At 71.7% G+C, this 25,800-nt stretch carries 26 protein-coding genes; 10 read left to right on the forward strand and 16 right to left on the reverse strand.

What is annotated here, in order from left to right:
• Positions 1–46: 46 nt before the first annotated feature.
• Both A3CQ_RS0142405 and pdxR read left to right on the forward strand, forming a co-directional pair.
• The gene (locus A3CQ_RS0142405) at positions 47–1,465 is read left to right on the forward strand and encodes a nitrilase-related carbon-nitrogen hydrolase (protein WP_020517048.1); all 1,419 of its coding nucleotides are present in this window, start codon (positions 47–49) and stop codon (positions 1,463–1,465) included.
• Between the two features lie 120 nt (positions 1,466–1,585).
• Positions 1,586–3,004, forward strand: a complete 1,419-nt coding sequence (gene pdxR, locus A3CQ_RS0142410; RefSeq protein ID WP_020517049.1) for a MocR-like pyridoxine biosynthesis transcription factor PdxR — start codon at positions 1,586–1,588, stop codon at positions 3,002–3,004.
• Here pdxR and A3CQ_RS0142415 read toward each other — a convergent pair.
• Entirely contained in the window at positions 2,976–4,046 is a 1,071-nt protein-coding gene (locus A3CQ_RS0142415) for a class I SAM-dependent methyltransferase (RefSeq protein ID WP_211216784.1), read from the reverse strand. The genes pdxR and A3CQ_RS0142415 overlap by 29 nt on opposite strands.
• A 55-nt stretch (positions 4,047–4,101) precedes the next feature.
• Complete coding sequence (locus A3CQ_RS0142420; RefSeq protein WP_211216785.1) at positions 4,102–4,854, reverse strand: AfsR/SARP family transcriptional regulator; 753 nt, start codon at positions 4,852–4,854, stop codon at positions 4,102–4,104.
• Positions 4,855–4,913: 59 nt separating this feature from the next.
• On the opposite strand from A3CQ_RS0142420, the gene A3CQ_RS61875 reads away from it, so the two are divergent.
• Positions 4,914–5,078: a hypothetical protein gene (locus A3CQ_RS61875; RefSeq protein ID WP_020517052.1), complete on the forward strand. Its 165-nt coding sequence runs from the start codon at positions 4,914–4,916 to the stop codon at positions 5,076–5,078.
• 8 nt (positions 5,079–5,086) lie between these two features.
• Here A3CQ_RS61875 and A3CQ_RS0142430 read toward each other — a convergent pair whose 3' ends face one another.
• Genes A3CQ_RS0142430 through A3CQ_RS0142440 form a run of 3 tightly spaced genes read right to left on the reverse strand, consistent with a single transcriptional unit; the run spans position 5,087 to position 7,132 of the window.
• Positions 5,087–5,518 carry a hypothetical protein gene (locus tag A3CQ_RS0142430; protein ID WP_020517053.1) on the reverse strand — a complete coding sequence of 144 codons (432 nt, stop codon included), beginning with the start codon at positions 5,516–5,518 and terminating at the stop codon, positions 5,087–5,089.
• Positions 5,515–6,297, reverse strand: coding sequence for a hypothetical protein (locus A3CQ_RS0142435; protein ID WP_020517054.1), 783 nt, complete (start codon positions 6,295–6,297; stop codon positions 5,515–5,517). Before A3CQ_RS0142435 ends, A3CQ_RS0142430 begins: the two co-directional genes overlap by 4 nt.
• Positions 6,298–6,340: 43 nt before the next feature.
• Positions 6,341–7,132: a class I SAM-dependent methyltransferase gene (locus A3CQ_RS0142440; protein ID WP_020517055.1), complete on the reverse strand. Its 792-nt coding sequence runs from the start codon at positions 7,130–7,132 to the stop codon at positions 6,341–6,343.
• A gap of 256 nt (positions 7,133–7,388) precedes the next feature.
• Here A3CQ_RS0142440 and A3CQ_RS0142445 point away from each other — a divergent pair, with 256 nt between their 5' ends.
• From A3CQ_RS0142445 to A3CQ_RS56000, 3 genes are all read left to right on the forward strand, one after another.
• Positions 7,389–8,591: an NAD(P)/FAD-dependent oxidoreductase gene (locus A3CQ_RS0142445; RefSeq protein ID WP_020517056.1), complete on the forward strand. Its 1,203-nt coding sequence runs from the start codon at positions 7,389–7,391 to the stop codon at positions 8,589–8,591.
• 10 nt (positions 8,592–8,601) lie between these two features.
• Positions 8,602–9,555 carry a sigma-70 family RNA polymerase sigma factor gene (locus tag A3CQ_RS0142450; RefSeq protein ID WP_020517057.1) on the forward strand — a complete coding sequence of 318 codons (954 nt, stop codon included), beginning with the start codon at positions 8,602–8,604 and terminating at the stop codon, positions 9,553–9,555.
• 172 nt (positions 9,556–9,727) lie between these two features.
• Positions 9,728–10,597: a dihydrodipicolinate synthase family protein gene (locus A3CQ_RS56000; RefSeq protein WP_020517058.1), complete on the forward strand. Its 870-nt coding sequence runs from the start codon at positions 9,728–9,730 to the stop codon at positions 10,595–10,597.
• Between the two features lie 72 nt (positions 10,598–10,669).
• On the opposite strand, the gene A3CQ_RS0142460 is transcribed toward A3CQ_RS56000, so the two are convergent.
• From A3CQ_RS0142460 to A3CQ_RS0142495, 8 genes are all read right to left on the reverse strand, one after another.
• Positions 10,670–12,457, reverse strand: a complete 1,788-nt coding sequence (locus A3CQ_RS0142460; protein ID WP_020517059.1) for a GH39 family glycosyl hydrolase — start codon at positions 12,455–12,457, stop codon at positions 10,670–10,672.
• Positions 12,454–13,983 carry a DUF3131 domain-containing protein gene (locus tag A3CQ_RS0142465; protein WP_157296989.1) on the reverse strand — a complete coding sequence of 510 codons (1,530 nt, stop codon included), beginning with the start codon at positions 13,981–13,983 and terminating at the stop codon, positions 12,454–12,456. Before A3CQ_RS0142465 ends, A3CQ_RS0142460 begins: the two co-directional genes overlap by 4 nt.
• Before the next feature lie 29 nt (positions 13,984–14,012).
• A complete protein-coding gene (locus tag A3CQ_RS0142470; protein ID WP_020517061.1) occupies positions 14,013–14,843 on the reverse strand; it encodes a carbohydrate ABC transporter permease in 831 nt (276 codons plus the stop codon).
• On the reverse strand, positions 14,833–15,777 hold the full coding sequence (locus tag A3CQ_RS0142475; protein WP_020517062.1) for a carbohydrate ABC transporter permease: 945 nt from the start codon (positions 15,775–15,777) through the stop codon (positions 14,833–14,835). Before A3CQ_RS0142475 ends, A3CQ_RS0142470 begins: the two co-directional genes overlap by 11 nt.
• A 1-nt stretch (position 15,778) precedes the next feature.
• The gene (locus tag A3CQ_RS0142480; RefSeq protein ID WP_020517063.1) at positions 15,779–17,035 is read right to left on the reverse strand and encodes a sugar ABC transporter substrate-binding protein; all 1,257 of its coding nucleotides are present in this window, start codon (positions 17,033–17,035) and stop codon (positions 15,779–15,781) included.
• 22 nt (positions 17,036–17,057) lie between these two features.
• Entirely contained in the window at positions 17,058–18,047 is a 990-nt protein-coding gene (locus A3CQ_RS0142485) for a LacI family DNA-binding transcriptional regulator (RefSeq protein WP_020517064.1), read from the reverse strand.
• A 325-nt stretch (positions 18,048–18,372) separates the two neighbouring features.
• Entirely contained in the window at positions 18,373–19,569 is a 1,197-nt protein-coding gene (mycP, locus tag A3CQ_RS0142490; protein WP_026206825.1) for a type VII secretion-associated serine protease mycosin, read from the reverse strand.
• 59 nt (positions 19,570–19,628) lie between these two features.
• A complete protein-coding gene (locus tag A3CQ_RS0142495; protein WP_026206826.1) occupies positions 19,629–20,651 on the reverse strand; it encodes a phosphotransferase in 1,023 nt (340 codons plus the stop codon).
• A 68-nt stretch (positions 20,652–20,719) separates the two neighbouring features.
• Between A3CQ_RS0142495 and A3CQ_RS0142500 the strand changes: the two genes are divergently transcribed.
• Genes A3CQ_RS0142500 through A3CQ_RS0142510 form a run of 3 tightly spaced genes read left to right on the forward strand, consistent with a single transcriptional unit; the run spans position 20,720 to position 22,850 of the window.
• Complete coding sequence (locus A3CQ_RS0142500; RefSeq protein ID WP_020517067.1) at positions 20,720–21,322, forward strand: ArsR/SmtB family transcription factor; 603 nt, start codon at positions 20,720–20,722, stop codon at positions 21,320–21,322.
• A gap of 5 nt (positions 21,323–21,327) precedes the next feature.
• Positions 21,328–22,026, forward strand: a complete 699-nt coding sequence (locus tag A3CQ_RS0142505; RefSeq protein WP_020517068.1) for an SRPBCC family protein — start codon at positions 21,328–21,330, stop codon at positions 22,024–22,026.
• Positions 22,027–22,040: 14 nt separating this feature from the next.
• Positions 22,041–22,850: an alpha/beta fold hydrolase gene (locus A3CQ_RS0142510; protein WP_020517069.1), complete on the forward strand. Its 810-nt coding sequence runs from the start codon at positions 22,041–22,043 to the stop codon at positions 22,848–22,850.
• Between the two features lie 25 nt (positions 22,851–22,875).
• Here the strand turns inward: A3CQ_RS0142510 and A3CQ_RS0142515 are convergent, their stop codons facing one another.
• Positions 22,876–23,097 carry a hypothetical protein gene (locus A3CQ_RS0142515; RefSeq protein ID WP_157296991.1) on the reverse strand — a complete coding sequence of 74 codons (222 nt, stop codon included), beginning with the start codon at positions 23,095–23,097 and terminating at the stop codon, positions 22,876–22,878.
• A gap of 238 nt (positions 23,098–23,335) precedes the next feature.
• On the opposite strand from A3CQ_RS0142515, the gene A3CQ_RS0142520 reads away from it, so the two are divergent.
• Complete coding sequence (locus A3CQ_RS0142520; protein WP_020517071.1) at positions 23,336–24,466, forward strand: coiled-coil domain-containing protein; 1,131 nt, start codon at positions 23,336–23,338, stop codon at positions 24,464–24,466.
• 136 nt (positions 24,467–24,602) lie between these two features.
• Here A3CQ_RS0142520 and A3CQ_RS0142525 read toward each other — a convergent pair whose 3' ends face one another.
• Positions 24,603–24,941, reverse strand: coding sequence for an RNA polymerase-binding protein RbpA (locus A3CQ_RS0142525; RefSeq protein ID WP_020517072.1), 339 nt, complete (start codon positions 24,939–24,941; stop codon positions 24,603–24,605).
• A 312-nt stretch (positions 24,942–25,253) separates the two neighbouring features.
• Positions 25,254–25,793 (reverse strand): FxsA family protein, encoded by a 540-nt coding sequence (locus tag A3CQ_RS0142530; RefSeq protein ID WP_245577596.1) that lies wholly within the window; start codon positions 25,791–25,793, stop codon positions 25,254–25,256.
• Positions 25,794–25,800 lie beyond the last annotated feature (7 nt).

The raw sequence follows: 25,800 nt of genomic DNA on the forward strand, positions 1-25,800 counted from the left end.
GCCGGGCGGCGATCCGCACGGAGGCGGAAGGCCGCAGGGTCGGCCCATGATGACTATCGTCGCGACCGTCCTGAGCGGTCTGCTGTGGCTCGGCGGGGGCGGTCTGCACCCCATCGCCGGGCTGACCTGGCTGGCTCCGGTTCCGCTTCTCGTTCTTTCTTTGCGCGTACGCCCGGTGGTGGCGCTGTCCGCGAGCGCGGTGGCCTGGGTCATCGGGCAGGCGGGCGTGCTCGGGTACTACCTGGGCACCCTGCATCTGCCGGTGGTGGCCGTCGCCGGGGTGGTGCTGCTCGGGGCCGGGCTGGCCTCGGGGACCGTGCTGCTCGCCCGCGGCCTGCTGCTGCGGGGACGGACCGTGACCGCCGTCCTCGCCGTTCCGTCATTGTGGGTTCTGGGCGAGTACGCCGCGTCGCTGCTGCTGCCGCACGGGGCGTGGTGGAGCCTGGCCTACACGCAGGCGTCGGTGCGGCCGGTCATCCAGGTGACCGCGCTGGCCGGGGTCTGGGGTGTCACCTATCTGCTGATCGCGGCGCCGATCGCGCTGGCGTCGCGGCGCCGGGCGGGGCTGGCCTGCCTGCTCGCGCTGGCGGCGCTGGTGGGCGGGTGGTCGCTGATCCGGCCGACGCCCGGGCCTTCGCCGCTGTCGCCGGCGGTGGGGCTGGTCGCGTTGCCGCAGGCCGACGACGGGCTGCCGCTGTCGGAAGCGTCGGGGCAGGAACTGCTCGGCCGGTACGTGCCGCGGGTGTCGGGTCTGGCCGCCCGGGGCGCCCGGGTCGTCGTGCTGCCGGAGAAGACATTCGGCGTGACGCCGGCGACTCTGCCGCGGCTCGTGGACGCGTTCCGGCCGGTGACGAGCGCCGGGGTCCGGGTCGTCGTCGGGGCCGTGCTACGTCAGGGCGACACCGCGAGCAACGTCGCCCTCGTTCTGGGTGCGGGCGTGACGACGTACACGAAACAGCATTTGATCCCTGGTTTGGAGGACTGGCTGACGCCGGGGCGGACCGATCTGGTCGTCGACGGCCATCTCGGGGTGGCCATCTGCAAGGACCTGGACTTCCCCGGGCTCGTGCGGCGGTATCGGGCGCAGGGCGCCACGGTGATGCTGGTGCCCGCGCTCGACTTCGGCTCCGACGGTTGGCTGCACAGCCGGATGGCGCTGGTGCGCGGGGTGGAGAGCGGGCTGACCGTGGTGCGCGCCGCCAACACCGGCCGGCTGACCGTTTCCGATCCGACCGGCCGGGTTCGGGGCGAGGCCACGACCGAGCTTCTCGTGCCGGCCTTCCGGGCGGCGGTGGCGACGCCCTACTCGCGTCTGGGTGACTGGTTCGCGTGGCTGGCTCTGCCGTTGCTGCTCCTGGCCCTGAACAGCCAGTTCCGCCGGCGCGAGCGCGGCGTCGTCCCGGCGGCGAGGCCCACCGGCACGCCCGGCCGGCCGGCGGCGAGCAGCGTGAACAGGGAGGCGTAACGGCCGTTCTCATCGGTGTTCATGATTTCGACCGTAGGGTCGCGCGGCGGCGTCCCCCGGTCCGATCGAGGCCCGCAAGCGCAGACCAATTTCGATGGCGCGGGTGCCTAGGATCGGACCGTGGGCGTAGACCTCGCCTGGGAGACCATGCTCGACCTGTCGGCCACGCCGCCGGGTCCGTTGCACCTGCGCCTGGCGGCCGCGCTCCGCACGGCGATCAAAATCGGCAGGATTCCGTACGGGGCCGCGGTGCCACCCAGCCGCACCCTGGCCGACGACCTGCGGGTGTCGCGGTGGACGGTGACCCGGGCGTACGGGCAGCTGATCACCGAGGGCTACCTCAGCGGGCGGACCGGCTCGGCGACCCGGGTCAGCTGGACCGCCCCGGCCGTTCCCGAGGCGCCCGCGCCGGCGTCCCCGGCGCCGGCCCGGTACGACCTCAGCCTGGGGCAGCCTGACCTGCGGGCGTTCCCGCGGCGCCTCTGGGTGAACGCGATGCGGGCCGCCGCCGAGACCACGCCTTTCGACCAGCTGAACCACTCGGGCTCGGGCGGGCACCCGCGGCTGCGCGCGGTCATCGCCGAGCATCTCAACCGCAGCCGCGGCGGTGTCGTGCACCCCGGCGCGGTCGGCATCTACGCCGGCGCCGGCCAGTCCCTGCTGCAGGTGTGCCGGGCGCTGCGGGCGAACGGGCACACCGCGATCGGCGTCGAGGACCCCGGCTCGGAACGGCACTGGCAGGCGGCCCGCGCGGCCGGGCTCGACCTGGTGCCGGTGCCGGTCGACCAGGACGGCCTGGTGGTCGCGGCGCTGCCGGCGGGTTTGCGGGCGGTCTGCGTGAGCCCGGCACACCACCCGGCGACCGGCGTGGTGCTGGCGTCCTCCCGGCGGGACGAGCTGATCGAATGGGCGCGCGCCGTGGACGGGCTGATCGCCGAGGACGACTACGACGCCGAGTTCAGCTACGGCCGGACCGTGCCGGCGGCGCTGCAGGGCCGGGCGCCCGACCGGGTCGCGCTGCTGGGCTCGATGAGCCGCTCGCTCGGCCCGGCCGTCGGGATCGGCTGGCTGGCGGCGCCCCAGCGCTGGACCGACCGGGTGCGCGCGGCGCAGGAGATCGAGCTGCACCCGCCGGCCCTCAACCAGCTGGCCCTGGCCCAGCTGATGGAGTCCGGCGACTACGACCGGCACCTGCGCGCCGCCCGCCGCCGGTTCCGGGCCCGGCGCGCCGCCCTGCTGGCCGCGCTCGGCCGCGCGCTGCCCGGCCTGCCGGTGAGCGGCGCCGAGGCCGGCCTGCACCTGCTGCTGGACCTCCCACCCGGCACCGACGCGGCCGCGGTGACCGCCGAGGTCCGCCGCCGCGACCTGCAGCTGTGCTACCTGGACGACATGCGCCTGACCCCGGGCCCGCCGCGGCCCGCGCTGCTGCTCTGCTACGCCAACCTCAAGGACTCCCTGATCGACGAGGCCGTCGACGTCCTCGCCGCGACGATCCACGCCACTCGGCCGGTCACGGCCGGGCGGCGTACACGAGGTTGAACGGTGTCTGCGCCACCTGCTCGAACCCGCCGAACCCGGCCCCGCTGACCAGCGCGGCGATCGGCGCCTCGCCGGCCTGGTTGCCGAGCGCGTCGGCGGCGCCCTCGGAGATGGCGTGCGGCACGCACAGGAACGTCGAGAAGGAGTAGTAGGACCGTCCGACCGGCGTCAGGTTGTCCGCCACCGACGCGCCGGCGAACGGCTCGACGATGAGCCACACGCCGTCCTCGGCCAGCGCGCCGCGGATGTGGCGGGCCGCCGCGAGCGGGTCGCCCATGTCGTGCAGACAGTCGAACGTGGTGACCAGCCCATATCCGGTCCCGGGGAAGTCCTGCGCGCTGGCCGCCGCGAACGTGCACGAGCCGGCCTGGTCCGCGGCCCGGGCGAGCTCGACCGAGCGCCCGTGCGGATCGAACCCCGTGACGGCCGAGGCCGGGTACCGGCTGGCGAGTAGCCGGGTCGAGGTGCCCAGGCCGCAGCCCACGTCGGCGACGGTGACACCGGCCGCCAGCCGCTCGTCCAGCCCGTCGACGGCCGGGATCCAGGAGCTGAGGAGGTTGGCGACGTATCCGGGACGGAAGAACCGTTCGCAGCCGGTGAACACACCCGGGTGGTGCGCTCCCCATGCGACGCCGTCGCCGGTGCGGAAGGCGTCCTCGATCATCGCGCCGTCGGCGAGGCAGGCGGCCGCCAGCTCGAAGCCGCCGGGAAGGTCCAGCCCGGCCGGATCGGCGAAGGCCAGGGCCTGCTCGGCGGTCATCGAGTACCGGCCCGTGCTCGCGTCGTACGAGATGTAGTTTCCGGCCGCCTGCCCGGCCAGCCATTCGCGGACGTACCGCTCGGCGGTGCCGGTGCGGGCGGCCAGCTCGGCCGGGGTGACCGGCCCGGCCTCGGCCAGTGCCCGGTACAGCCCGAGCTTGTCGCCGAGGATCACGTTGCCGGCCGAGATGGTCGCTCCGAGGTCGTTCACGAAGCGGCCGAGCAGGTCGTCGAGCCGGGTCTGGTCCACCGTGCGGGTGGGGTCTTCCTGGTTCACAGTCATGGCGGCATCGTGGCCCGCCGGCATTGCGGCCACGTTGGGGAAACGTTGGCCGCAGCTAGGTGAGCAGGTCCGCGTACGTGTCCTGCACCGCCCGGCACGGGTCGACGCCCAGTTCCTCGCGCAGCAGCGTGCGCAGTTGGTCGTAGGCGGCCAGGGCCTCGGCCACGTTGCCGCGGGCCGCCAGCGCGCGCATCAGCAGCATGTGCGCGGTCTCGCGCAGCGGGGCGATCTCGAGCAGCTCCCGCGCCGCGCGCTCCGCGGCCGGAAGCTCCGCGCCGTCGAGTTCCAGGCAGGCCGTGGCATAGCATTCGAGACCACGCGCGTACGCCTCGGCGAGACGGCGCCGCCACGAGTCGGCCCACGCCGCGTCGGACTCGGGCAGGAACCGGCGACGGGCCACGAACTGCGCGGTCAGCGCGAGTGTCCACGCGCGGCGCCAGTCGCGCCGGGCCAGGGCGGACTCGGCCGCGTGCAGGCTGGACAGAGCGGTCTCGACGTCCACCAGGGCCGGCTCCGGAAGAACCAGCGACAGCTCGGTGCGCCCACGCAGGACCTCCGGCCCGACCGCCGCGCGAACCTTCGAGACGAGGACGTTCAGCGCCGCGGCCGAGGCGGCCGGCGGCGAATCCAACCACAACGCGTCGACGAGCGCGTCCCGGGGCACCCGTTGCGGCCGGGACAGGGCCAGGAAGGCGAACAGCAGCCGGCCCTGCCGCCCCGGCAGCGCGTGATCGACCCGGCGGCCGCCCAGCTCCACCGCGAACGCCCCGCAGAGTTGGACCCGGCTGGACCCGCCTTCCACAATCACCTTGCACACCTCGAAAGGTTGGCGCTACACCTGGAGGCTACCGCCGGAGGGGAGCCCGGATGACCCGCCAGGTCCGCTGCGAATGCGGCTACACCGCTCGTGGCCTGACCGACGACGCGGTCATCGCGCTGGTCCTCAGGCACCTGGAAACCGACCATCCCGACCTGGTCGGAACGGAGACGGCCGACGACATCCGCGGCTGGATCGAGCTGCTGCCCGATTGACCGCCGTCTCAGCGCACCGTGAACCTCAGCGTGTTGGAGCCGGTCCCGCCGAGCCGCCATTGGACGGTGTGCTCGCCCGCGCTGGTGAACGCGTACTCCACGACCTCGTAGTTCGTGTCGACGCCCGGGCCCGGGAGCACGCGGCCGTCGTAGGCGGCGGGCGCGAACGGGTCCTCGCCGGCCGGCAGCCGGTCGGTGGCGCGGATGCCGTCCACGTACTCGTCGTAGACCGGTTTCGGGCCCATGACGTAGAGTTCCGCGTCCTCGGTCACCGACTCGCAGACGTGAACCACCCGTACGGTCTCGTCCACTGCCAGCTCGGTTTTCGCGGCGAGGATCGTGAGGCGGTAGCCGCGCGACTCCGGGCCTTCGGCGCCCGCGTAGAGCGCTACATCTGCGGGCCCCGGCGCGGTGCGGCCCATCTCCCGGAACGCGTTCACGGTGTCCCGGTTCCGCGGGCCGGCGCGCGGACCTCGACCTCTTCGGACTGCACCGCCGACGGGCCGGCCGTGGTGATGAAGCCGTTGACCGTGACCGCCCGCGGGCCCTTCTCGGTGAGCAGCCGGATGCCGGTGCCGGCCACGATGATCGAGCGGCGGATGTAGTAGCCCGACGCCGGGATGGCGGCCTCCGCGCCAGTGGCGTTCGGCTTCCACGTGTCCAGCTGCTCCCGCTCGTAACTGCCCGCGCCGCCGTTAGCGTCGGCGATCCTGATGATCTCCGACTTGCTCTCGCTGTGCCGGTCGGCCGGGATCGGGTGGCCGGCCATGTAGCCGCTGTTGCTGCTGCGGCGGGAGGGCTCCTTCGTGTACGACCCGGTGTGGCTGACCGACGTGCCGACCTGCTCGCTGTCCAGGATGGCGGCCATGTCGGCGTCCACCCCGGTCGACGAGGTCAGCGTGATGTCGATCGCCATGCCGGCCGCCTCCCCGGTGTCGATCGGAACGTGCCCGGGCCCGTTGCGCACCGCGACCGGCGTAGCAGCCGGCGGTGCGGCACCGGAGCCGGCCCCGCCGCCCCGATCGTCGGCCACCAGCTCGGTCGTCCCCCGGCCGTCGACGCTCAGCGCCCGGCACACCGCCCGGTTGCCGGCCGTGCCCTGCAACGCAAGCAACTGCGCCGCGGCCGGCGACAGCTCACTGCGGCGCGGCGCAGCCGGCGTCACCCCGGCGCGTTCGTCCCGCTCCGGCTCCCCACCGTGCCGCCGATAGCCGCTCATTCCGCCACCGTAGCCCGCCACCGCCAACCCGCCCGGGTCAAATTCACGACCCCTTGACCGCCTTGGTGGCGAAGTAACCGGGCAGCCAGCCCGCCGTTACCTCCGACTGGTGCGGCGCCTCGGCGAAACCGGTGATGGCGAACCCCGCGGCGATCTGCCCGCCGATCTGCTCGCTGAGCGTGTGGCTGTACTCCAACGGCGAGTCGGCGCCCCACAGCCGCTCCCGCTCACCGGGCTCGAGATGGGTGACGTCGCTGTACGGCAGGCGGTGCCGCACGACCAGCTCGCCGCGCGTGTCCATCGCGTCCGCGTCGAAGAGGTAGACGTCCGGGTTGACGAAGCCGGACAGCAGCGTGCCGCCCGGCCGCAGCACGCGGTGGCACTCCCGCCAGACCGGGGCCAGCTCGGGGATGAAGAGGTTGGAGACGGGGTGCACGACCAGGTCGAACGAGGCGTCCGGGAACCCGCTCAGGTCACGCGCGTCGCCGAGCACGGTACGCACGTCGAGCCCCTCCCGCGCGGCGACCATCTCGTCCTGCGCGAGCTGGCCGGGCGAGTTGTCGAAGACGGTCACCCGCGCCCCGGCCGCGGCGAGCACCGGGCCCTGCTGCCCGCCGCCGGAGGCGAGGCAGAGCACGTCGCACGCGGCGATGTCCGCAGGAAACCAGGTCGGGTCGACCGCCTCGTACCCCATGAGGACGATGGACCACTCACCGGCCCGCGCCTTCGCGACCACCTCGGGCGTCACCGGCCGCGACCACTCGTTGCCCTTCTCCACCTCGCGGTCCCAGGCGCGGCGGTTGTGGGCGACAGGATCGGCGTGCGACTCGTTCACCCGCGAATGCTAACCGCCCCCGAAGTCCTATCACGCAGATGGACGCACCATAACAGTCATTATGGTGCGTCGGCGTTTTGTCCGGTTCTGCATTTGTTGGATTACCGGTATTAGCAATCCGATAATTGTCGCGCGCAGCCCGGCACGTTCAGCACTCCTGCCATTCTGTGACCTACGACACATGCTCCTCCTGTCAGCAATCGGTGCGCCACTCCGCTCAAGCCACCGAGTGCAAGCGAACCGACAGGAGCAACACATGAAGCACCGCATCGTCGTCCTCGGCGCCGGCTATGCCGGGGCCTACGTGGCCGGAAGCCTGGCTCGCCGGCTGTCGGCGGCCGACACCGAGATCACCGTCGTCAACGCCGAGCCGGATTTCGTCGAGCGGATGCGCCTGCACGAGCTCACGGCCGGCCGGAAACTCCCGGCTCTGAAGCTCGCCGACGCCTTCGCGGGCACGGGGATACGGCTGCGCGTGGCCCGCGTCACCGCAGTCGACCCCGGGCGCCGGGTCATCGCCGTGGCCGACGCCGGCGGCGGTGGCGAGCTCGGCTACGACACGCTGCTCTACGCACTCGGCAGCCGCGTCGACGATCGCGGCGTCGCCGGCGTCGCCGAGCACGCCTTCGACGTCGCCGGCCGGCCCTCGGCGCTGCGCCTGGGCGAGCGCCTGGACAGCCTGGACGGCGGGCGGGTGGTGGTCGTCGGCGACGGGTTGACCGGCATCGAGAGCGCCGCCGAGATCGCCGAAGCCCGGCCCGGCCTGTCGGTGGCGCTGATCGCCCGCGGCGAACTGGGCTCCCGGCTGTCCGCGGGCGCCCGCGGCCACCTGCGCCGGGCCTGCAACCGGCTGGGCATCACCGTCCTGGAGCACACCAGCGTCGAAGCTGTCGAAGCGACGCGGGTGCTGTGCGCCGACGGCACCGCTCTGGTCTCCGACGCCACCGTGTGGACAGCCGGGTTCGCGGTCAGCCCCATCGCCGCCGCCGGCGGGCTCGAGGTCGCCGAGAACGGCCAGATCGCCGTTGATCGCACCATGCGGTCGATCTCGCATCCGGACGTCTACGCCATCGGCGACAGCGTCCACGCCGTCGGCGACAACGGCCGGCCGCTGCCGATGTCCTGCGCTACGGCCGGCTTCACCGGCCGGCAGGCCATGGACGCGATCGTGGGACACCTGACCGGCCGCAAGATCGCGAACACGAAGCTGGTCTACACGTACAACTACATCACCCTCGGACGGCGGGACGGGATGCTGCAGACGGTCGACGACGAAGGGAAAGCGAGGCCGAAGTATCAGGGCGGCCGGACCGCCGCCCTGGTCAAGGAGGGCATCAACAGGATGGCGCTGTGGACCGTCTCCCACCCGACCTTCGGCCTGCCCACACGCAAGCACCGCATTGCCATCGCGCCGGCGCCGGATGCGTTCGGCCACGAAGGCCGTCGTACCGCCGCCTAGGGTGTTCCGCGTGGACAGCACCGCCGGTGACGGCTTCGATACCAGCCGGTTCCAGGCCAGCCGGAACCGGCTGGCCTCGCTGGCCTACCGGCTGCTGGGCTCCGCCGCCGACGCCGAGGACGCCGTGCAGGACACGTTCCTGCATTGGCAGGCCGCCGACCGGACGCGGATCAAGGTACCGGAGGCGTGGCTGACCAAGGTCGTCACCAATCTTTGCCTCGACCGGCTCCGCTCGGCACAAGCCCGCCGCGAACGCAGTGCCGGCGCGTGGCTGCCCGAACCACTCCTCGACGGCGACCCGATGCTCGGCCCGGCCGACACCTTCGAACAGCGCGAATCGGTCTCCCTGGCCGTGCTGACACTCATGGAGCGCCTGTCGCCCCCCGAGCGGGCCGTCTACGTCCTACGCGAAGCGTTCTCCCACAGCCACACCGAGATCGCCCAGATCCTCGACGTCACCGAGGCCGCAAGCCAGCAGCACCTGCACCGGGCCCGGCGCCGCATCACCGCCGCCCGCCGCCGCCGTGGCGAGGTCGACCCGGCTTCCGCCCGCAGGATCGTCGAGGAGTTCCTCGCCGCTGCCTCGTCGGGCCGCACCGAACGACTGGTGGCGCTGCTCACCGACGACGCGATCGCGATCTCCGACGGCGCCGGCCGGACCGAGACGCTGCTGCGGTTCGACACCGCGCAGCGCATCGCCGCGGTCGCACGGGCCGGCTTCACACCCACACCGGCGAAACGGCGACTTGCCGGCGGCACGCCCGCCGTCCACTACGCGCTCGTCAACGGCGGCCCCGCCATCCTCTTCGTGCTCAGCGACCGGATCGCCGGCGCCGTGACGTTCGACATCACCGGCGTCAAGATCGACACCGTGCGCGGCATCGCCGCCCCCACCCGCCTCACCCGCCTCACCGACGCCTGGCGACGGCATGACCCGGACACGCCGCTCATCGGCCAGTGGTGACCCGGCCGCGGCCGGCGGGCGAGCGACCCGTGGCTCCAAGCACTCATCTGATCGCCAGGCGCCACCGTATACATCGCCGTGGCCGCACCACCGGCACGTTTAAGTGCCGCTAACGGATCCGGAAGCAGAACTAACTGGACCTAACCCATCTCGGAACGGCACGGTGAGTCCCATGCTCTACGTCCCGGTCATCACGCCCTTCGACGCCGACGGCACCGTCGCCTGGCGGCCCCTGGAATCCCTGGCCCACGCCCTGCTCACCGACGGCGCCACCGGTCTGGTCGCGCTCGGCACCACCGGCGAGCCCGCCTCGCTGTCCCCCGCCGAGCGCCGCGACGTGCTGGATTTGCTGGCCGCCGTGTGCCGCGAGCACGAGGCCCCGCTGATCGTCGGCGCCAACGACCAGGACCAGTTGCGGGTGCTGGCCGACCGCCCCGCCGTCACCGCCGCCCTGAGCCTGGTCCCGCCCTTCCAGCGGCCCGGCGAGCAGGGCGTCCTCGCCCACTTCGAGGCCCTCGCCGCCGCGTCCCCGGTCCCGCTGGTCGTCTACCACGTCCCCTACCGCACCGCCCAGCCGCTGAGCTCCGAGACCTTGCACCGCCTGGCCGCCACTCCCAACATCACCGGCATCAAGTTCGCTCCCGGCGTGATCGATCAGGAGGCGGTCGCGTTCCTGGCCACCGCACCCCCCGATTTCACGATCCTGGCCGGCGACGACGTGTTGCTCTCCCCGCTGCTGGCGATGGGTGCCCACGGCGGCATCCTGGCCTCCGCCCACGTCGCCACCGCCGCCTACGCCACGTTGATCACGGCTTGGCGCGACGGCGACGCCACCATCGCCCGTCCGCTCGGCCACCACCTGGCCCGCCTGAGCTCCCGCCTGTTCGCCGAGCCCAACCCCACGGTGATCAAGGCCGTCCTGCACGCCGAGGGCCGCATCCCCACCGCGTCCGTCCGCCTCCCGCTGCTCCCCGCCGCCGCGACATCGGCCAAGTCGGCCCTGCATTCGCTCACGCAACTTTTCCCGTACGCGCGCAAGTAAGGTCCTTGGCTGCCGTTTTCGGCCTGGCTGCAACACCGGCTCCGACTTCCGCCGCCGGGCGGGCCCGGCCCATCAGGCCGAGGGCCGTAGCTCCAGAAAGGCGATGCCCGGGTTCGGCAGCTCCAGGACGATCTCCTCGCCCGGAGCGGTCCGCCGTGGAGCCTCGGCTTCCGGCAGCGAGTCGGCCCCCCGCAACGCCGTCCACTCGTCCTCCGTCGGCCATCCCGATCCCCGCCAGGCCCCGGCCAGGTTGCCGTGCCCGGCATCCACTCGCCACACGCGAAGAGTGTGCGGCCCCGGCAGCGGCGCAGTGAAGCGGACCAGCCGCCCCAGCTCCTGGTCCCCCGCCGACTTCGCGTGGTCGAGCGTGCTGTTCCACAGCAGCACACCCAGCCCACCGTCGGCGTACCGCGACGCCCACACCTCGACCAAGCTGCCGGCGCCGTCCCCGGTGACCGTCGCCGGAAGCTCGTCCTCACCCAGCCGCTGGGCCAGACACAGCGCCCAGAACTTGGGCTTGGCCAGGTTCCCCACCGTGAGCAGCCCGAACCCGCCATGCAGGAACCGCCCGGGCCGCCCCAGCTCCTCGAAGTGGTCGGAGACCACCCACGGGGCCAGCGCGTCGACGCGGCCCGCGGCCGAGCGCATCCCCTTCAGCAGGAACGCGGCCGCGAACACGCTGTCGTTGATGGGGCTGCCGTGGGTCGCGGTCACGCCCCATTCGGTCCACAGCAGCGGCCGGCCGCCGGCCAGCGGCCGCAGGTCCAGCGGGATCGTGCCGTAGACGTGGGTGGAGAGGAAGTCGACGGGCGCGCCGACCTTGAGCTGCTCGTCGATCCAGCCGACCGCGGCGGTGGCGGGGCCGCCGACCCGCAGGAGCGGGTCGACCGACTTCACCGCCCGGGCCGCCTCGGAGTAGAGCCGCCAGTACTCGGCCGGCGTCCCCGACCAGAAGACCGACAGGTTCGGCTCGTTCCATACCTCGAACCGCCAGTGGGCGCGCAGCTCGTCCCGCCCGTAGCGGTCGGCCAGGTGAGCCGTGAACGCCCGGACCAGGTCGTACCACCGGTCCCAGTCCCGCGGCGGCGAGATGATCCCCTCGTACGCGAAGACCGTCCGCGACGGGTCCGAAGCCAGATCCCGCGGCATGTACCCGAGCTCGACCACCGGCCGCATGCCCAGGCCGAGGACGATGTCGTAGACCGCGTCCACCGCCCGGAAGTCGTGAACCGGCCGCCCGTCGATCTCCCGGTACACGCCGAGGTCGTCCCCGAGGATCGCGTGCGCCCGCACCGACCGGACCCCCAGTTCGTCGTGCACCCGGCGCAGCGCCTCCCGCAGCTCGGCCCCGATCGGCCGGCCCCCGGTGGTGTCGGTGGACAGCAGATGGCTCAGGTGCTCGGACCCGACCATCTCCTGCCACACCCGGTGCAGCGGCCCGCCGCCCTCCCCGACCGTGACGGCCACTTCGCCGGACGGGGCATCGGCGGCCGACACCGCGACCGGGTCGGAGAGGGGCCCGATCGCGTTGACCGTCTCCAGCGCCGCGACCGCATACCAGCCGCCGCGCCCGCCGGTGGTGTCCGCGAACGGCCCGTGCGGCACGGCCAGGACGTCCCCGCCGCCGTGGTCGACCACCTCGAACGGCCCGCCCGGCGACTCCGCCCGGTGCACGGCGTAGCCGATCGCGCCCGGAACCGGGTCCCACGCGACCGTCACCTGCCCGCGCCCGGCCACGGCCGAAACCGTGGCCGGGGCGGGCAGCGCGGACACGACCGGCTCCCCGGGCGTGCGGTCCTGCGCGCCGCCCCCGCCCATCAGGGCCGCCCACCGGGCCCGCGCCTGGTCCTCGATCGTCATCGGCCGGCCGTCCCGCGCAGCTGCGGCAGCCTCTGGCCGGCCGGCACGTTGAACGTCTCCTGGGCCAGCAGCGGCCGGATCGCGTGCTCGAACTGCGGGGTGACGAAGGCCCGCCGGAGCACGTCGTGCGCCAGGACATTGCCGACCGCCCCCATGATCATGGACTGGTCCAGCGACAGGTACCGCTTGGCGACCGTGCCCGACCGGACCGCCACGGCGTCGTAGAAGCCGCCCGGGCCGTACGCGTCGAAATTGCTCTTGATCTTGGAAAGGTCCTGCAAGGCCGGCTGGCGCGCGTAGGGCAGCGCGAGGAACGCGGCGTGCGGGGTGACCACGCCGTCGCCGTAGACGGCGGGTGGCCCGGCGGCCCGGCAGGCGCCGAACCCTGCGTCATATTTGCCGCCCTGCACGTCGGACGGGTAACCGTCGGTGTCCATGCCCATCGCGTCGACACCCCACGCGGAGTAACCGCCGAACGGGTTCGACGCCGGCGAGAACCCCCAGTAGCCGTACTTCGCGTCGTTGAGGCCGTGTTCGATCTGCGCGGCGACCGTGGCCGGGTGGTTGCGGCCCCAGCTGTTCGGGCCCCACGACGTCTCGGGCACGAACAGGTCGGGCATCAGCGCCTCGAACATGTCGCCGCCCCAGCTCGGCACGAACGTGATCCCCCGGTACCGGTAGGACCCCTCGTAGACCGGCACGCCGAGGTGGGTGGCGGTGAACCCCTGCGGCTCCATCTCCTGCCACGAGTAGTCGCAGGTGTCCGGCAGCGTGCGCATCGTGCTGAAGTACGCCGACGGCGGGATCTGCCCGGCCGCGATGCCCAGGTAGGTGGCGATCCGCGGCTCGGTGACGGTGATGTCGTAGTGGTTGCAGGTGAACCAGACCGCGCGGGCCGGGTCGGCGACCGAGCAGCCGGGCGGCGCGGTGTCCCAGAACCCGCCGCGGATCAGCCCGTGTGTGCCGGCCGGGGTGACCGCGTCCGGGTTGTAGTAGAAGCCGAAGTCCATCCCCGACAAGATCTTCGAGGCCTTCGTACGCAGGGACGGCAGCGCGCCGGCGACGACGTGCAGGGAGGCGGCGAGCCAGCCGTTGTCGACGCTGGACAGGAACGGCGTGACGGTCGACCCGTCGTCGGGCCAGGTGGTGACGACCGCCCGGGTGTGCGGGTCGTACCAGTTGTAGAACATGCCCGATTTTTCATGATGTTTCAGGGTTAGCAGCGTGTCGAGGGTTCGCGAGACCCGGGCGGTCGCCTCCTGACTCGAGATGATCCCCAGGGAGCGAGCCGCCACGGCCGACCACATGTAACCGCCGATATTGGTAGGCGAGGTATAGGTCGACTTAACGGACAAGTCGCCCGAGATGTTGTCGGCGACCAATCCGGTCGCGGGATCGGTCATGGCCACCAGCGAATGCCACGTGTCCCGCGCGTAGGTGCGCAGCGGATCGGCGGGCGCGGCGGCGGTCAGCAAACTCAGAACGAGGATCGAGGACACCAACGAAACGAGCAGTCGTCTCGGCACGGCAGTTTCTCCTCACTTCAGTCCGGTCGTCACTTCAGTCCGGTCGTGGCGATGCCGCGCAGGAACTGCCGCTGCAGCACGAGGAAGACGATCAGCACCGGCAGCACGACCACGACGGCGCCGGCCAGCAGCAGCCCGAAATAGATGCGGTTCTGCCCGATGCTGTAGAGCGCCAGCGCGACCGGCAGCGTGTATTTGTCGTCGGTCGTGGCCACGACCAGCGGCCACAGGAAGTTGTTCCACGACGCCAGGAACGTGAGAATCCCCAGCGTCGCCAGGGCGGGCCGGCACAACGGCAGCACGATCCGCCAGAAGATGCGCCATTCGCCGGCGCCGTCCACCCGGGCCGCCTCGATCAGGTCGTCGGGGATGGACAACAGGAACTGCCGCATGAGGAACACCCCGAACGGCCCGGCCAGAAACGGCAGCACCAGCCCGGCGTACGAGTTGGCCAGTCCCAGATTGCTGACCAGCACGAACTGCGGCACGAACAGCACCATGCCCGGCACCATCAGCATGCCCAGCACGATGAGGAACAGCGCCTTGCGCCCCGGGAAGTTCAGTTTCGCCAGGGCGTAGCCGAGCAGCGAGCAGAACAGCAGATTCCCCACGGTCACCAGGACGGCGACGATCGCCGAGTTCGCGAAGTACCGCGGGAAATCGAGGCGGGCGAACAGGTCGCGGTAATGGACGAGGGTCCAGTGCGACGGCCACCAGGTCGGCGGCACCGACCGGATCTCGCCCTCGGGCTTGAACGAGGACAGCAGCATCCACAGGAACGGCCCGACCACGACCAGCAGCCCGGCGATCAGGATGAGGTAGAGGACGGTCCGGGCGATCAGGTCACGTCTAGCGGTCATCGCGCGCCCCCAGAAGCCGGAACTGCAGCGCCGACAGGGCGACGATCGCGACGAACAGCACGTACGCCGCCGCCGACGCGTACCCGTAATTGCCGAATCCGAACTGGTTGTAGATGTGGTAGGACACCGACAGCGTCGACGAGAGCGGCCCGCCCTGCGTCATCACCAGCGGCTCCTCGAACAGCTGCAGAAATCCGATGCCGGTGATGACCGCCCCGAACAGCAGGGCCGGCCGCATCAGCGGAAGTGTGATCCGGCGGAACTGCTGCCACCGTCCCGCGCCGTCGAGCGTCGCCGCCTCGTACAGGTCGACGGGAATGCCCTGCAGCGCCGCCAGGAAAATCACCATGAGCGCCCCGAAGTTCCGCCACACCGCCATCACGATGATCGAGGCGAGCGAGGTGCGGGTGTCGCCCAGCCAGTTGGGGCCGTCGATGCCGACCCGGGCGAGCACGTCGTTGACCAGGCCCGCGCCCGGGTCGAGCAGGAACCGCCACACCACCGCGATCGCCACGATGCTGGTCACCACCGGCAGGTAGAACCCGACCCGGAACAGGCCGCGGAGCCGGATCAGGCCGGAGTTCAGCGCATTCGCCGCCGCCAATGCCGCCACCACCGTCAACGGCACCCCGATGACCACGAAGACGGCCGTGTTGACCGCGGCCCGGCGGAACTGCGCGTCGGAGAACAGCCGGGTGTAGTTGTCGATCCCGACGAAGTTGACCGCGAACGGGTGCCGCAGATCCGTGGCGCGCAGATCGGTGAAGCTCATCACCAGCGACGCCACCACCGGAAGCAGCGCGAACACCACGAACAGCACGGTGAACGGCGCCGCGAACGACCAGCCGGTGACGGCCCGCCGCCATTTCCGGGCGGCGGGCCGGTTTTCGGCAACGGCGCGGTGGGTGCCCGCCCGCACCACGGTGACGGCCACCTCAGACCCCGGTCCCGATGGCGTCGGCCTGTTGCTGCACCGCCTTCAGCGCGGCCGCCGGCTCCTCCCGGCCCGAGCACACCTTCTCGATCTCGGTGTCGAGCACCGCCGAGACCTGCTCCCAGGTCGGATACGGCGGCGGCGCCTTGGCCGACTTCAGCTGCTCGCCGAACACCTTGAGGATTTTGTCTCCGGTCAATGCCGGATCGGTCCATGCCGACTGCACGGCCGGCAGGTCCGACACCGTCTGATACCACTTCACCTGCACGTCGGGCTTGCTCAGCCAGGCCAGGAACTTCCAGGCGGCGTCCCGGTTCTTCGCGTCCTTGAACACGGCGATGTTGCTGCCGCCGATGAACGACGTCGACGACTTGCCGGTCGGCATCGGCGCGACCGTGAAGTCCTTGCCGCCCTGGTCGTTCAGGATCCCGACGTGCCAGGGACCGGAGATGAACGCGCCGACCTCACCCTTGACGAATGCCGGTTCCATCGAGCCGGCCGGCAGGCTCGGCGGCGCCACTTTCTGCGTGAAGAAGGACTGGTAGTACTGCAGCGCCTCGGTCATCTCCGGCGTGTCGAACGTGTATTTCCCGCCGGCCGCGATGTCGGCCCCGTTCGACCAGGCGAACGGCAGCAGCGACTGCCAGCTGCCGGTCTTGTTCGGCGGCTGCAGGTTGATGCCCCATTTCGCGCCGGCCTTGGTCTGCATCGCCTTGGTCATCGCGGTCAGGTCGTCCCACGTCTTCGGCCCGTCCGGGAATCCCGCCTTCGCGGCCAGATCGGTACGGTAGTAGATGCCGCGCGTCTCCACGTACCACGGCACGCCGAACGAGGTGCCATCGACGACGGTCGTATCCCAGGCGCCCGGGAAGAACGCGCTCTTCTGGAACAGATCGGTCGGTGTCGGGTCGAGCGCGCCGGTCTTGGCGAACTCGCCCTGCATGGTCGTGCCGATCATCGACACGTCCGGGGTCTGCTTCGCGGCGATAGCCGACGCGATTTTCTGATGCGCCGCCTCCCACGGGACGGCGGTCACGGTGACTTTGGCGTCGGGATTCTCGGCGGTGAATCCCTTCGCGAACTCGGCGAGCTTCTCGCCCTCGGTGCCCATCGCCCAGACGGTGATCTCTCCGCTGGCCTTGCCCTCGCCGACCGCCTTGGCGGTCTCGGACCCTCCGCTCGAGTCGCGCCCGCAGCCGGCCGCGACACTCAGCGCCAGCGCCGCACACGCGGCGGCGGCGACGAATCGTTGCCTCATCGGTGAACCTCGCATCGTTGCCTCATCGGTGAACCTCCGGGGAGTGGATGCCGCAGCTGCTCCGCACGACCAGCCGCGTCGGAAGGACCCGCCGCCGCGGGGCGGCGGGCTTGTCGCTGCTTTCGGTGATGCGCCGGTTGAGCCAGCGGGCCGCGGTCGCACCGAGCTCACGCATGGGCTGACGCACCGTGGTCAGCCCCGCGAACCGCGCCGCCAGCAGGTCATCCCAGCCGGTCACGATCTGTGTCGGGCGCTCCAGCAGCACCCCGAGGGCGAGCTCGTCGTTCGCGCAGATCACCGCGTCCGCGTCCAGCCCCCGCGCCGCCGCCCGGCCCGCATCAAGATCAAACCCATGTGCGCGTACGAGGTCAGCCGGCGCGACCCCCGCCCGGGCCAGCCCCGCCTGCGTACCCGCATAGCGGCCGGCGAAGTCGGGCGCCACGTCCGGGTCCCCGAGAAACACGAAGCGCCGGTGCCCGTGCTCGAGCAGATGCTCCACGAGCGCCTCGGCCGTCCGCTGGTTCTGCGGCCGCACCGTGTCCACACCCGGCACCGGATCCCGCGACAGCAACACGATCGGCAGCCCGGTAGCCGCCAGCTTGGCGATGAACTCGTCACTGACCGACTGCCCCATCACGGTCAGCCCGTCCACCCGCGACGCCATGTCCCGCACCGCCGCCTCGGCGTCAGCCCGCCCCCGAGTAGCCAGAATCAGCACGCTCGACCCGAACCCGGCCGCCGCCGCCTCGTACCCCAGCACGACCTCCGCGTAGTACGGCCCCACAAGATCCGGAAACACGATCCCGTTCGCCGCATGCCGCCCCTCAGCCAGCGACCGCCCCAGCCGGCTGGGCGTGAACTGCAACTCCCGCGCCGCCGCCAAAACCTTTTCCCGAGTCTGCTGAGTAACCAGGTCCGAGTCCCGCAGAGCCCGCGACACCGTGGCGATGGAAACCCCAGCCACCTGGGCAACCTGATAGATGGTCGCCTTTGTAAGCGCTTTCATCGCCATGGCCGGACCGTAACCCCACCCCTATACCCCCGAAACTCGGCAGCCCCCCACATACACCATCAGCAACACAGGACGTTTCCCCCACCGCCCAGCCCGCCAACGCCTCTGTCCCGCCCCACCCGATGCGACACGCCCAGCTCGATGCGGGTGAAGGGCTGGAAAGTTGTCTTCAACCTTGCGCGGGGTCGGAGAACGCCGAGCGCAACAGGCGGCACCGCGCGTGACCAGGCACGGGCCGGTCCATGGCAAGCCACCCGGGGACCGATGCCGGACGCCCCGAGCGCACCCACCCACGGGCATGCGAGCCAGCGGCCGCGGCGGCGGATCAGGGATGGCGGGGATCGGCCGGCTGCCAGCCGCGGGTGCGGCCCCGCCGGACGATCAGGGCGGCGGCGGCCAGCAGCAGAACCAGGGCGGCGCCGACGGCGGCGAACCAGAGAGCCATGCGCTGGGAATGGGCCCGGCGATTGGCCAGGGCGGCGGCGGCCGGGTCGTTGGGGTTCATCACCTGGGGAGCCGCGGGAGCGCGGGCGGCCGGGGCCAGCGTCTCGGTCAGGGCGCGGTAGGGGTTGAGCAGGCCGGCCCCGTACTCGTCGCGGCCGCCGGGTGGGGGGTCGGCGGTGGCCTGCAGGCGGTTGAGGACCTGGGCGGGTGTCAGGCCGGGGAAACGCTCGAGCAGCAGCGCGACCGTGGCCGAGACGAACGGCGCCGAGAAGCTGGTGCCCTGCACGGTCGTGTGGCCCGAGCCGCGGGCGGCGGCCGTCACGCCCTTGCCGTAGGCGACCAGGTCGACGAAGTCGCCGCGCTGGGAGAAGTCGGCCCGTACACCATCGGGAGCGACCGCGCCGACGCCGATGACACCGTCGACGCTCGCGGGGAACGTCTTGGTGCCGGGCTGGTCGGTGGCGTGGTTGCCGGCCGCGGCCACCACCACGACCCCGGCGGCGATCGCCCGGCGGACGGCGGCCTCCACCAGCGAGCTCTCGCCGGTCATGATGAGCGACAGGTTGATCACCTGGGCGTCGCCCTGGTCGACGGCCCAGTCGATGGCCGCGGCGAACTGCGCCGGCGAGCCCTGGTCGCCGACCGCCTTGCCGTCGACCTCCTCCTGCTCGCTGATGCGGACCGGGACGATGATCGCGCCCGGCGCCAGCCCTTGGAAACCCGTGTCGGCGGCCGGACGGGCCGCGATGATGCTGGCCACCTCGGTACCGTGGCCGACGCAGTCCTGCCGCCCACTCTTGTCGTCCCGAAGGAAGTCGTTGCCCCGGTCGACCCGGCCAGCGAGCTGCGCGGTGCCGGCGTCCACCCCGGAATCGATCACCGCGACCCGGATGCCCTTGCCGGTCGCGAACTGCGCGAGACGTTTCGGCGCATACACCTGGTCCTCGGCCGGGACACCCTTGAAGACCTGCGCTTTCGGCGGCAGCGAGTCACAGGCCGCGGCCAGCGCCGGAGCGGGCGCCACGAGCAGCGCACACACCACCACCAGCACCACAGCCGCCAACCCACGCCGGCGCATCGGACACCCCCGTACTCAACGATTGGGATGGATGGTACCGAGGGGGTGCTCGGCCGCCCTCAACCCGCCAGCACCTCATCCGCCCACCGGGCCACCACCTCCAGCACCGGCCGCCGGCCGGCGAAAACCTCGGCCAGGGCCCGTTTGTCGTAGACCTCCGGCCCGGCCTGCTCCCGTGAAGCCCGCAGAATCATCCGCGGCGCCAGCCAGAAGTACTTCGCCGCGCCGGTCACCGTGATCGCCCGCCGGACCACGGCCGCGTCGACCGCCCCGTCCATTCCGCGCACATAGCCGTCGATCACCGCCGCCAGCACCGGCTCGAGCAGCGCCACGTCGATCAGGCCGTCGAAGAACGTGTCCAGCGCCAGGTTGGCCACATCCTCGCCGACCGCGCCCGGCCCCACGAACGCCCAGTCCAGCAGGACCGGGCCACGCTCCGCGACGACCAGGTTCATCGGCCACACATCGTGATGGCACAACGTGCGCGGAAGGTCATCGGCAGCCGCGAGCACCGAAAGACGCCGCTCCCACAACCGCCGCAGGCTCTCCCGCAGCGAAGCCGGCCAGGCCGCCGCCACCAAAGGATGATCCCAATCCAGCACCCCGTCGACGGGCTGGTTCAGCGTGTAGTCCCGCAGAAAGTCCCGCGCGAGCCAAGGCTGCGTCGGCGGAGCGCCCACCCACCTCGCCTGCCCAGCACCCAGCCGAAACGCGAACTCACCAAGATCGCGGGGGGACAACGAGCCAGGCGACCCCGAAGCGGCAACATCCTCCAGCCCAATAGCCACCGACCCGTCCGCGCACTCCACAATCTCGATCAGCGCCGGAGCCGACACCAGCGGAAACGCCGAGTAAGCCACCCCCGACGAGTACGCCAGAACCTCCCGCCGCCAATAGTTGAAGTGCCCCGGATCATCACTGGCCGCCAGATGCGCCGCCGCCCCCGCCCGCCGCGGCGTCACCACCTTCAGGATCGCCGTCCCGCCATCGCGCCGCACCCGCCACACGCCCCTGGTCACCTCATTGACCAGGCCGTGCGTCAGCGGAGTAGCGACCCACCCGTCCCGCAGCAAATGATCCACACCCGCCAGCCTAACCGACGACATTTACGGGCTAGACAACTTTTGTTTTCGGTGAGACAGTCGGACCCATGCACGACATAGCCGTCATCGAGGACCCCGCCGCCGCCGAGGTCTCCCTCGACCCGATCCGCAGCCGGCTCCTCGCCGAGCTCGCCCAGCCCGGCAGCGCCACCATGCTCGCCGGCAAGATCGGCCTGCCCCGGCAAAAGGTCAACTACCACCTGCGCACCCTCGAGCAACACGGCCTCATCGAGCTCGTCGAGGAACGCCGCAAGGGCAACGTCACCGAGCGCATGATGCAGGCCACCGCCGCCTCCTACGTCATCTCCCCCGCCGCCATGGCCGCCGTCGCCCCCGACCCCGGCCGCGCCCCCGACCGCCTCTCCGCCCGCTGGCTGCTCGCCCTCGCCGGCCGCCTCGTCCGCGACGTCGGCGCCCTCATCACCGGCGCCACCTCGGCCCGACAACGCGTCGCCACGTACGCCCTCGACGCCGAGATCCGCTTCGCCACCCCCGACGACCGCGCCGCCTTCGCCGCCGAGCTCACCGACAGCGTCACCACACTGCTCAGCAAGTACCACAGCGAAACCGGCCGCAAGCACCGCCTCGTCGTCGCCGTCCACCCAGCCCTCGACTCCCGGACCGAAGACTCCCGGACGGAAGAGAAGTAACCGACATGGGCAAGGAATTCGAGACCCGCCTCGACGCCACCGTCGACGCCACCCCCGACCAGATCTGGGACGCGATCGCCACCGGCCCCGGCATCTCCACCTGGTTCATCGGCCGCACCGAGATCGACGGCGACACCGTCCGCACCGCCTTCGGCGACAGCTGGATCCCCACCGGCACGATCCAAACCACCAACCCCCCACACCATTTCGCGTACGCGTCGGAGCCCGCACCCGACGGCAGATTCGTCGCCTACGAATACCTCGTCGAGGCCCGCGACCACGCGGCGACCACGCTCCGCGCGGTGACCAGCGGATTCCTCCCCGGCGACGACTGGTCCGACGAATACGAGGCCATGCAGTACGGCACCCAGCTGTTCTTCGCGACCCTCGTCGAGCAGCTCAACCGCTTCCCCGGCCGGCACGCGACCCCGGTCACCGCCTTCGGCCCGCCGGTCACCGACTGGCCCGCCACCTGGGCCGCCCTCCACAAGGCCCTCGGGCTCGGCCCCCGGCCCCAGCCCGGCGACCCGGTCCCCGGCGGCGGTCACGTCTACTTCGTCAACCCGCACACCCTCGGCCTGAGCACGCCCGACGGCCTGTACCGCTACGTCCGCGGCTTCCACGGCAGCATGGTCGCCGCCCACGCCCTGATCACCCCCGACGACACCGACTGGGCCGCCTTCCTGACCCAGCTGCCCGCGTGAAGGGACCAACAGCCATGCCCACCGTCACCTCAGCCGACGGCACCACCATCGCCTACGAGACCACCGGCACCGGCCCCGCCCTGATCCTGGTCGACGGCGCCATGTGCTACCGCGACTTCGGCCCCGCCCGCGGCCTGGCCGCCGCCCTGGCCGACACCTTCACCGTCCACCTCTACGACCGCCGCGGACGAGGGGAGAGCGGCAACACCCTCCCCTGGTCCGAAGACCGCGAGATCGACGACCTGGCCGCCGTCCTGACCGCCGCCGGTGGCGAGGCCGCCGTGCTCGGCACCTCCTCCGGCGCCGTCCTGGCCGCCGACGCCGCCGCCAAGCTCCCCGGCATCACCCGGCTCGCCCTCTACGAGCCCCCGTTCATCGTCGACAACACGAGGGAGCCCCGCGAGGAGTCCTTCGTCCCCGACACCGAAGCCATGATCGCCCGCGACGACCGCAGCGGCGCCCTCAAGAAGTTCATGAAGCATGTGGGCATGCCGGCCGCGATGGTCCACATCATGGCGCTGACCCCACCCTGGAAGAAGCTCAAGGCCGTAGCCCCCACCCTCCCCTACGACCTGCACATCCTTGGCGACACCGGTGGCGGCGTCCCCCTCGACCCGGCCCGCTGGTCGGCCGTCGGTGTCCCCGCCCTGGTCATGGACGGCGGCAAGAGCCCCCAGTACATGCGCAACGCCGCCAAGGCCCTGAGCGAGGCGCTCCCCACGGCCCAGTACCGGACGCTCCCCGGCCAGACCCACATGGTCAAAGCCGCCGCCCTGGCCCCCGCCGCCAAGGAGTTCCTGTCCCCCACCCCGACGAGCAAGTAGGGCCGCAGGCGAGCACGGGCCCAGGTCAGCGGGGCCGGCCGAAACGAAGGTAGAGCATCCCGCCGATCGGGATCAGGAACACGATCAGCAGCCGCCACGTGTCCCGGGGCAACCCGGTCACCACCGGCGCCCCGTTGAGGTCGGCCAGGCAGAACGTCACGAACCGATAGACCAGCACGATCGCGAGCAACACCAGCAGGATCGCCGCCGACAGCGCCAGCGTCAGCACCACGCGATGTAGATCCATAGCCCGCCTCCGCGTTGTCCCCCCGAACCCGAACGCTACTCCTGCCCACCAACGGCCCGAGGCCAAGGAAAAGGTGGGTAGTCGTTGATTCCTTTTTGGGTTTGACCTTTGCCTTGGCCGTGAGCGGCGTGACGAAGCGCACGTCGCGTAGAGCGTCCTAGGATGATGGTGGGGCGGGAAATTCGCGCCGGTGTGGTGGCGCGGGCGGCGGGCCGGCCCCGCCTAGGCTGGCCTGGCGATGAGCGACAACGACGTCACCCCCGACACCGAGACCCGCCCCTGCGCCCACTGCGGCCGCCCGGTCCCGCAGCGAGCCGCCGCCGGCCGCCCGTTCCGCTACTGCCGCGACAACGACGGCGAGTGCCAGCGAGCCTCCCGCAACAGCAGGATGCGCCACCGCTCGTCCCCGGGCCTGGCCGGCCAGGTCGCCCGCACCTGGGAGATCGTCGACCGCCTCGACCAGCTGGTCGGCACGCTGTCCGAGTCCCTGCACTCCGAGCTCTCCCCGGCCGGCGTGGAACGCCAGCTCGCCGAGCTGCGAGCCGAGACCTCCGGCACCATCGCTGCCGCACACACCGAGCGCGACGACGCCCGCCGCGACGTCGAACGGGCCGAGACCGCCGCCGCCAACGCCCAGCAGGTGACCGCGGCCGCGATCGCCGAGCGGGACGAGGCCCGCCACCAGGCCGAGGAGGCCGCCCAGAAGGCCACCGCCGCCGCCGGCTACGCCACCCAGGCCCACACCGAACGCGACGAGGCCCGCCGCGAAGCCACCGCCGCCGCGGCCCTCCGCGACCGGGCCGAGGCCGACCGCGACGCCGCCCGCACCGAGCTGCGGACCGCCCAGGCCGACCTCCAGCAGTCCCGCCGCGAACGCGACACCCTGGAACGCGACCTGGCCAACGCCGTCAACGAGGCCCGCTCGGCCGCAGCCCGCATAGAAGACCTAACCGACCAGCTCAGGACCGCAGAGAAAACCACCGATGACGTACGCCGGGAAGCCGCCACCGCCCGCACCGAAGCGGAAGCCGAGCTGGCCCAGGCCCGTAACGCCCTGACCGAGGCCACCACCGAACGAGAAGCCCTCCGCCAGACCCGCGACAACCTGACCCGCGCCGCCGAGACCGCAGCCCAGGACAGCTCCGACCTGGAACGCCGCCTGGCCGCCGCCCGAGCCGAAGCGGAAGCGGCCCGAGCCGAAGCGGCAACGGCACGGGCCGAGACGCAAGCTGCCCGGGCCGAGGCGGAAGCAGCCCAGTCCCGGGCGACCCAGCTGACCGCCCAGGTGAGCGACCTGGCCTCCGCCCTGGCCACCCTCGGCACGTCCCGCCCAGCAGCCCCCCAGCCCCGAACCGAACCGGCCAACTGAATGGCGAACGGCTCGCGGGGAGCGAGCACCGCCGCTAAGGCATCCTAGGATCCTGGCCTGATGCCCCCCGGTCGGCGGCGGAGCGGACAAGCGAAAAGGCCGCCCCGGGCAAGGGACGGCCTTTCAGCGATAGGAACTAACGGCCCCGACGGGTACGGACCTCCTGGAGCCGCTCGTTCAGGATGTCCTCCAGCTCCGAGATCGATCGGCGCTCGAGGAGCATGTCCCAGTGGGTGCGCGGCGGCTTTGCCTTCTTCTGCTCGGGCTCGCTGCCGTCGACCAGGCGGGCGACGCTGCCGTCGAACTTGCACTCCCAGGTGGTGGGCACCTCGGCGTCGACGGCGAACGGCACCTCGAACTGGTGACCCTTGACGCACAGGTACTCTCGGGTCTGCCGGGGCGCCAGCTCGGTGTTGCGGTCGGACTCGTAGCTGACTGCGCCTAGACGGCTGCCGCGCAGCATGCGTTCGCCCATGATCGGCTATCCCCTCGCTCGTGGTGCTGCTCTCGTTGGTGTAACGAAAGGGGCGGCCGTGGGATTCCACGGTCGCCAAGGCTCTGGACCACCGTTGTGACGGCAGTGTTAACGCTACGAGCGTAACCGGACCCGGCCCGTTCCCGTCACCGCGAACCCTCGCCGCAGTGGACCTTGGTCCACTTTACGGGGTTATGAGTGTTCTGCGGGTACTGCGATGTCGGTCACCCGGCCGGTTATCCGGCAATTCGCCGGGCTTGTTCTCCCGGTCACCGGTGGATAGTCGGCCGGCCGTCACCCTACCTGAGGGTCTCAGCGGAGAACCTCGCCCTCGATGACCTCTCCCTCGATGGCGGCCGACGGGGTGTGCGCGGGCGTCTGCTCGGGCACGACCACGACCGGCTCGCCGCGGCGGACCTTGACGCGTCGCGGGCCGAAGAGGTCGCCCGCGACGGCCGGGTCGATGCGGCGCTCGGTGAAACGCTCGACGCCCCGGCGGGCGAAGATGCGGCCGGGCGGCAGCAGCAGGAGCAGGCCGGCGACCGAGGTGATGAAGCCGGGCACGGCCAGCAGCAGAGCACCGCCCAGGCCGACCAGCGAATTGGTCACCTCGGGACCCGGCGGGCGGCCCTCCACGGCCGCCGCCTGGAACGCCCGCCAGCCGCGAATGCCCTCGCGGCGCAGCAGCGCCATGCCGCCCAGCGTGAAGACGGCCAGCAGGAGCAGGGCCCAGCCACCGCCGATCGCGTGCACGACGGCCAGGAAGACCGCCACCTCGGCGACAGCCAGAACGGCAAGCGCGAGCGGCAGCAGGGCGAATCCTCGACGCTGCATGTGGTCCTCCCCAGTCATGCCAACT

This window comes from Paractinoplanes globisporus DSM 43857, from assembly GCF_000379645.1.
GTDB lineage: Bacteria > Actinomycetota > Actinomycetes > Mycobacteriales > Micromonosporaceae > Actinoplanes > Actinoplanes globisporus.

Bases quoted from the DNA above. Each gene is read 5' to 3' on its own strand.
- A3CQ_RS0142405 (WP_020517048.1), top strand. From the start codon at position 47: ATGATGACTATCGTCGCGACCGTCCTGAGCGGTCTGCTGTGGCTCGGC.
- A3CQ_RS0142415 (WP_211216784.1), bottom strand. From the start codon at position 4,046: ATGACTGTGAACCAGGAAGACCCCACCCGCACGGTGGACCAGACCCGG.
- A3CQ_RS61875 (WP_020517052.1), top strand. From the start codon at position 4,914: ATGACCCGCCAGGTCCGCTGCGAATGCGGCTACACCGCTCGTGGCCTG.
- A3CQ_RS0142435 (WP_020517054.1), bottom strand. From the start codon at position 6,297: ATGAGCGGCTATCGGCGGCACGGTGGGGAGCCGGAGCGGGACGAACGC.
- A3CQ_RS0142445 (WP_020517056.1), top strand. From the start codon at position 7,389: ATGAAGCACCGCATCGTCGTCCTCGGCGCCGGCTATGCCGGGGCCTAC.
- A3CQ_RS56000 (WP_020517058.1), top strand. From the start codon at position 9,728: ATGCTCTACGTCCCGGTCATCACGCCCTTCGACGCCGACGGCACCGTC.
- A3CQ_RS0142460 (WP_020517059.1), bottom strand. From the start codon at position 12,457: ATGACGATCGAGGACCAGGCGCGGGCCCGGTGGGCGGCCCTGATGGGC.
- A3CQ_RS0142470 (WP_020517061.1), bottom strand. From the start codon at position 14,843: ATGACCGCTAGACGTGACCTGATCGCCCGGACCGTCCTCTACCTCATC.
- A3CQ_RS0142480 (WP_020517063.1), bottom strand. From the start codon at position 17,035: ATGAGGCAACGATTCGTCGCCGCCGCCGCGTGTGCGGCGCTGGCGCTG.
- A3CQ_RS0142485 (WP_020517064.1), bottom strand. From the start codon at position 18,047: ATGGCGATGAAAGCGCTTACAAAGGCGACCATCTATCAGGTTGCCCAG.
- mycP (WP_026206825.1), bottom strand. From the start codon at position 19,569: ATGCGCCGGCGTGGGTTGGCGGCTGTGGTGCTGGTGGTGGTGTGTGCG.
- A3CQ_RS0142500 (WP_020517067.1), top strand. From the start codon at position 20,720: ATGCACGACATAGCCGTCATCGAGGACCCCGCCGCCGCCGAGGTCTCC.
- A3CQ_RS0142505 (WP_020517068.1), top strand. From the start codon at position 21,328: ATGGGCAAGGAATTCGAGACCCGCCTCGACGCCACCGTCGACGCCACC.
- A3CQ_RS0142510 (WP_020517069.1), top strand. From the start codon at position 22,041: ATGCCCACCGTCACCTCAGCCGACGGCACCACCATCGCCTACGAGACC.
- A3CQ_RS0142515 (WP_157296991.1), bottom strand. From the start codon at position 23,097: ATGGATCTACATCGCGTGGTGCTGACGCTGGCGCTGTCGGCGGCGATC.
- A3CQ_RS0142520 (WP_020517071.1), top strand. From the start codon at position 23,336: ATGAGCGACAACGACGTCACCCCCGACACCGAGACCCGCCCCTGCGCC.
- A3CQ_RS0142525 (WP_020517072.1), bottom strand. From the start codon at position 24,941: ATGGGCGAACGCATGCTGCGCGGCAGCCGTCTAGGCGCAGTCAGCTAC.
- A3CQ_RS0142530 (WP_245577596.1), bottom strand. From the start codon at position 25,793: ATGACTGGGGAGGACCACATGCAGCGTCGAGGATTCGCCCTGCTGCCG.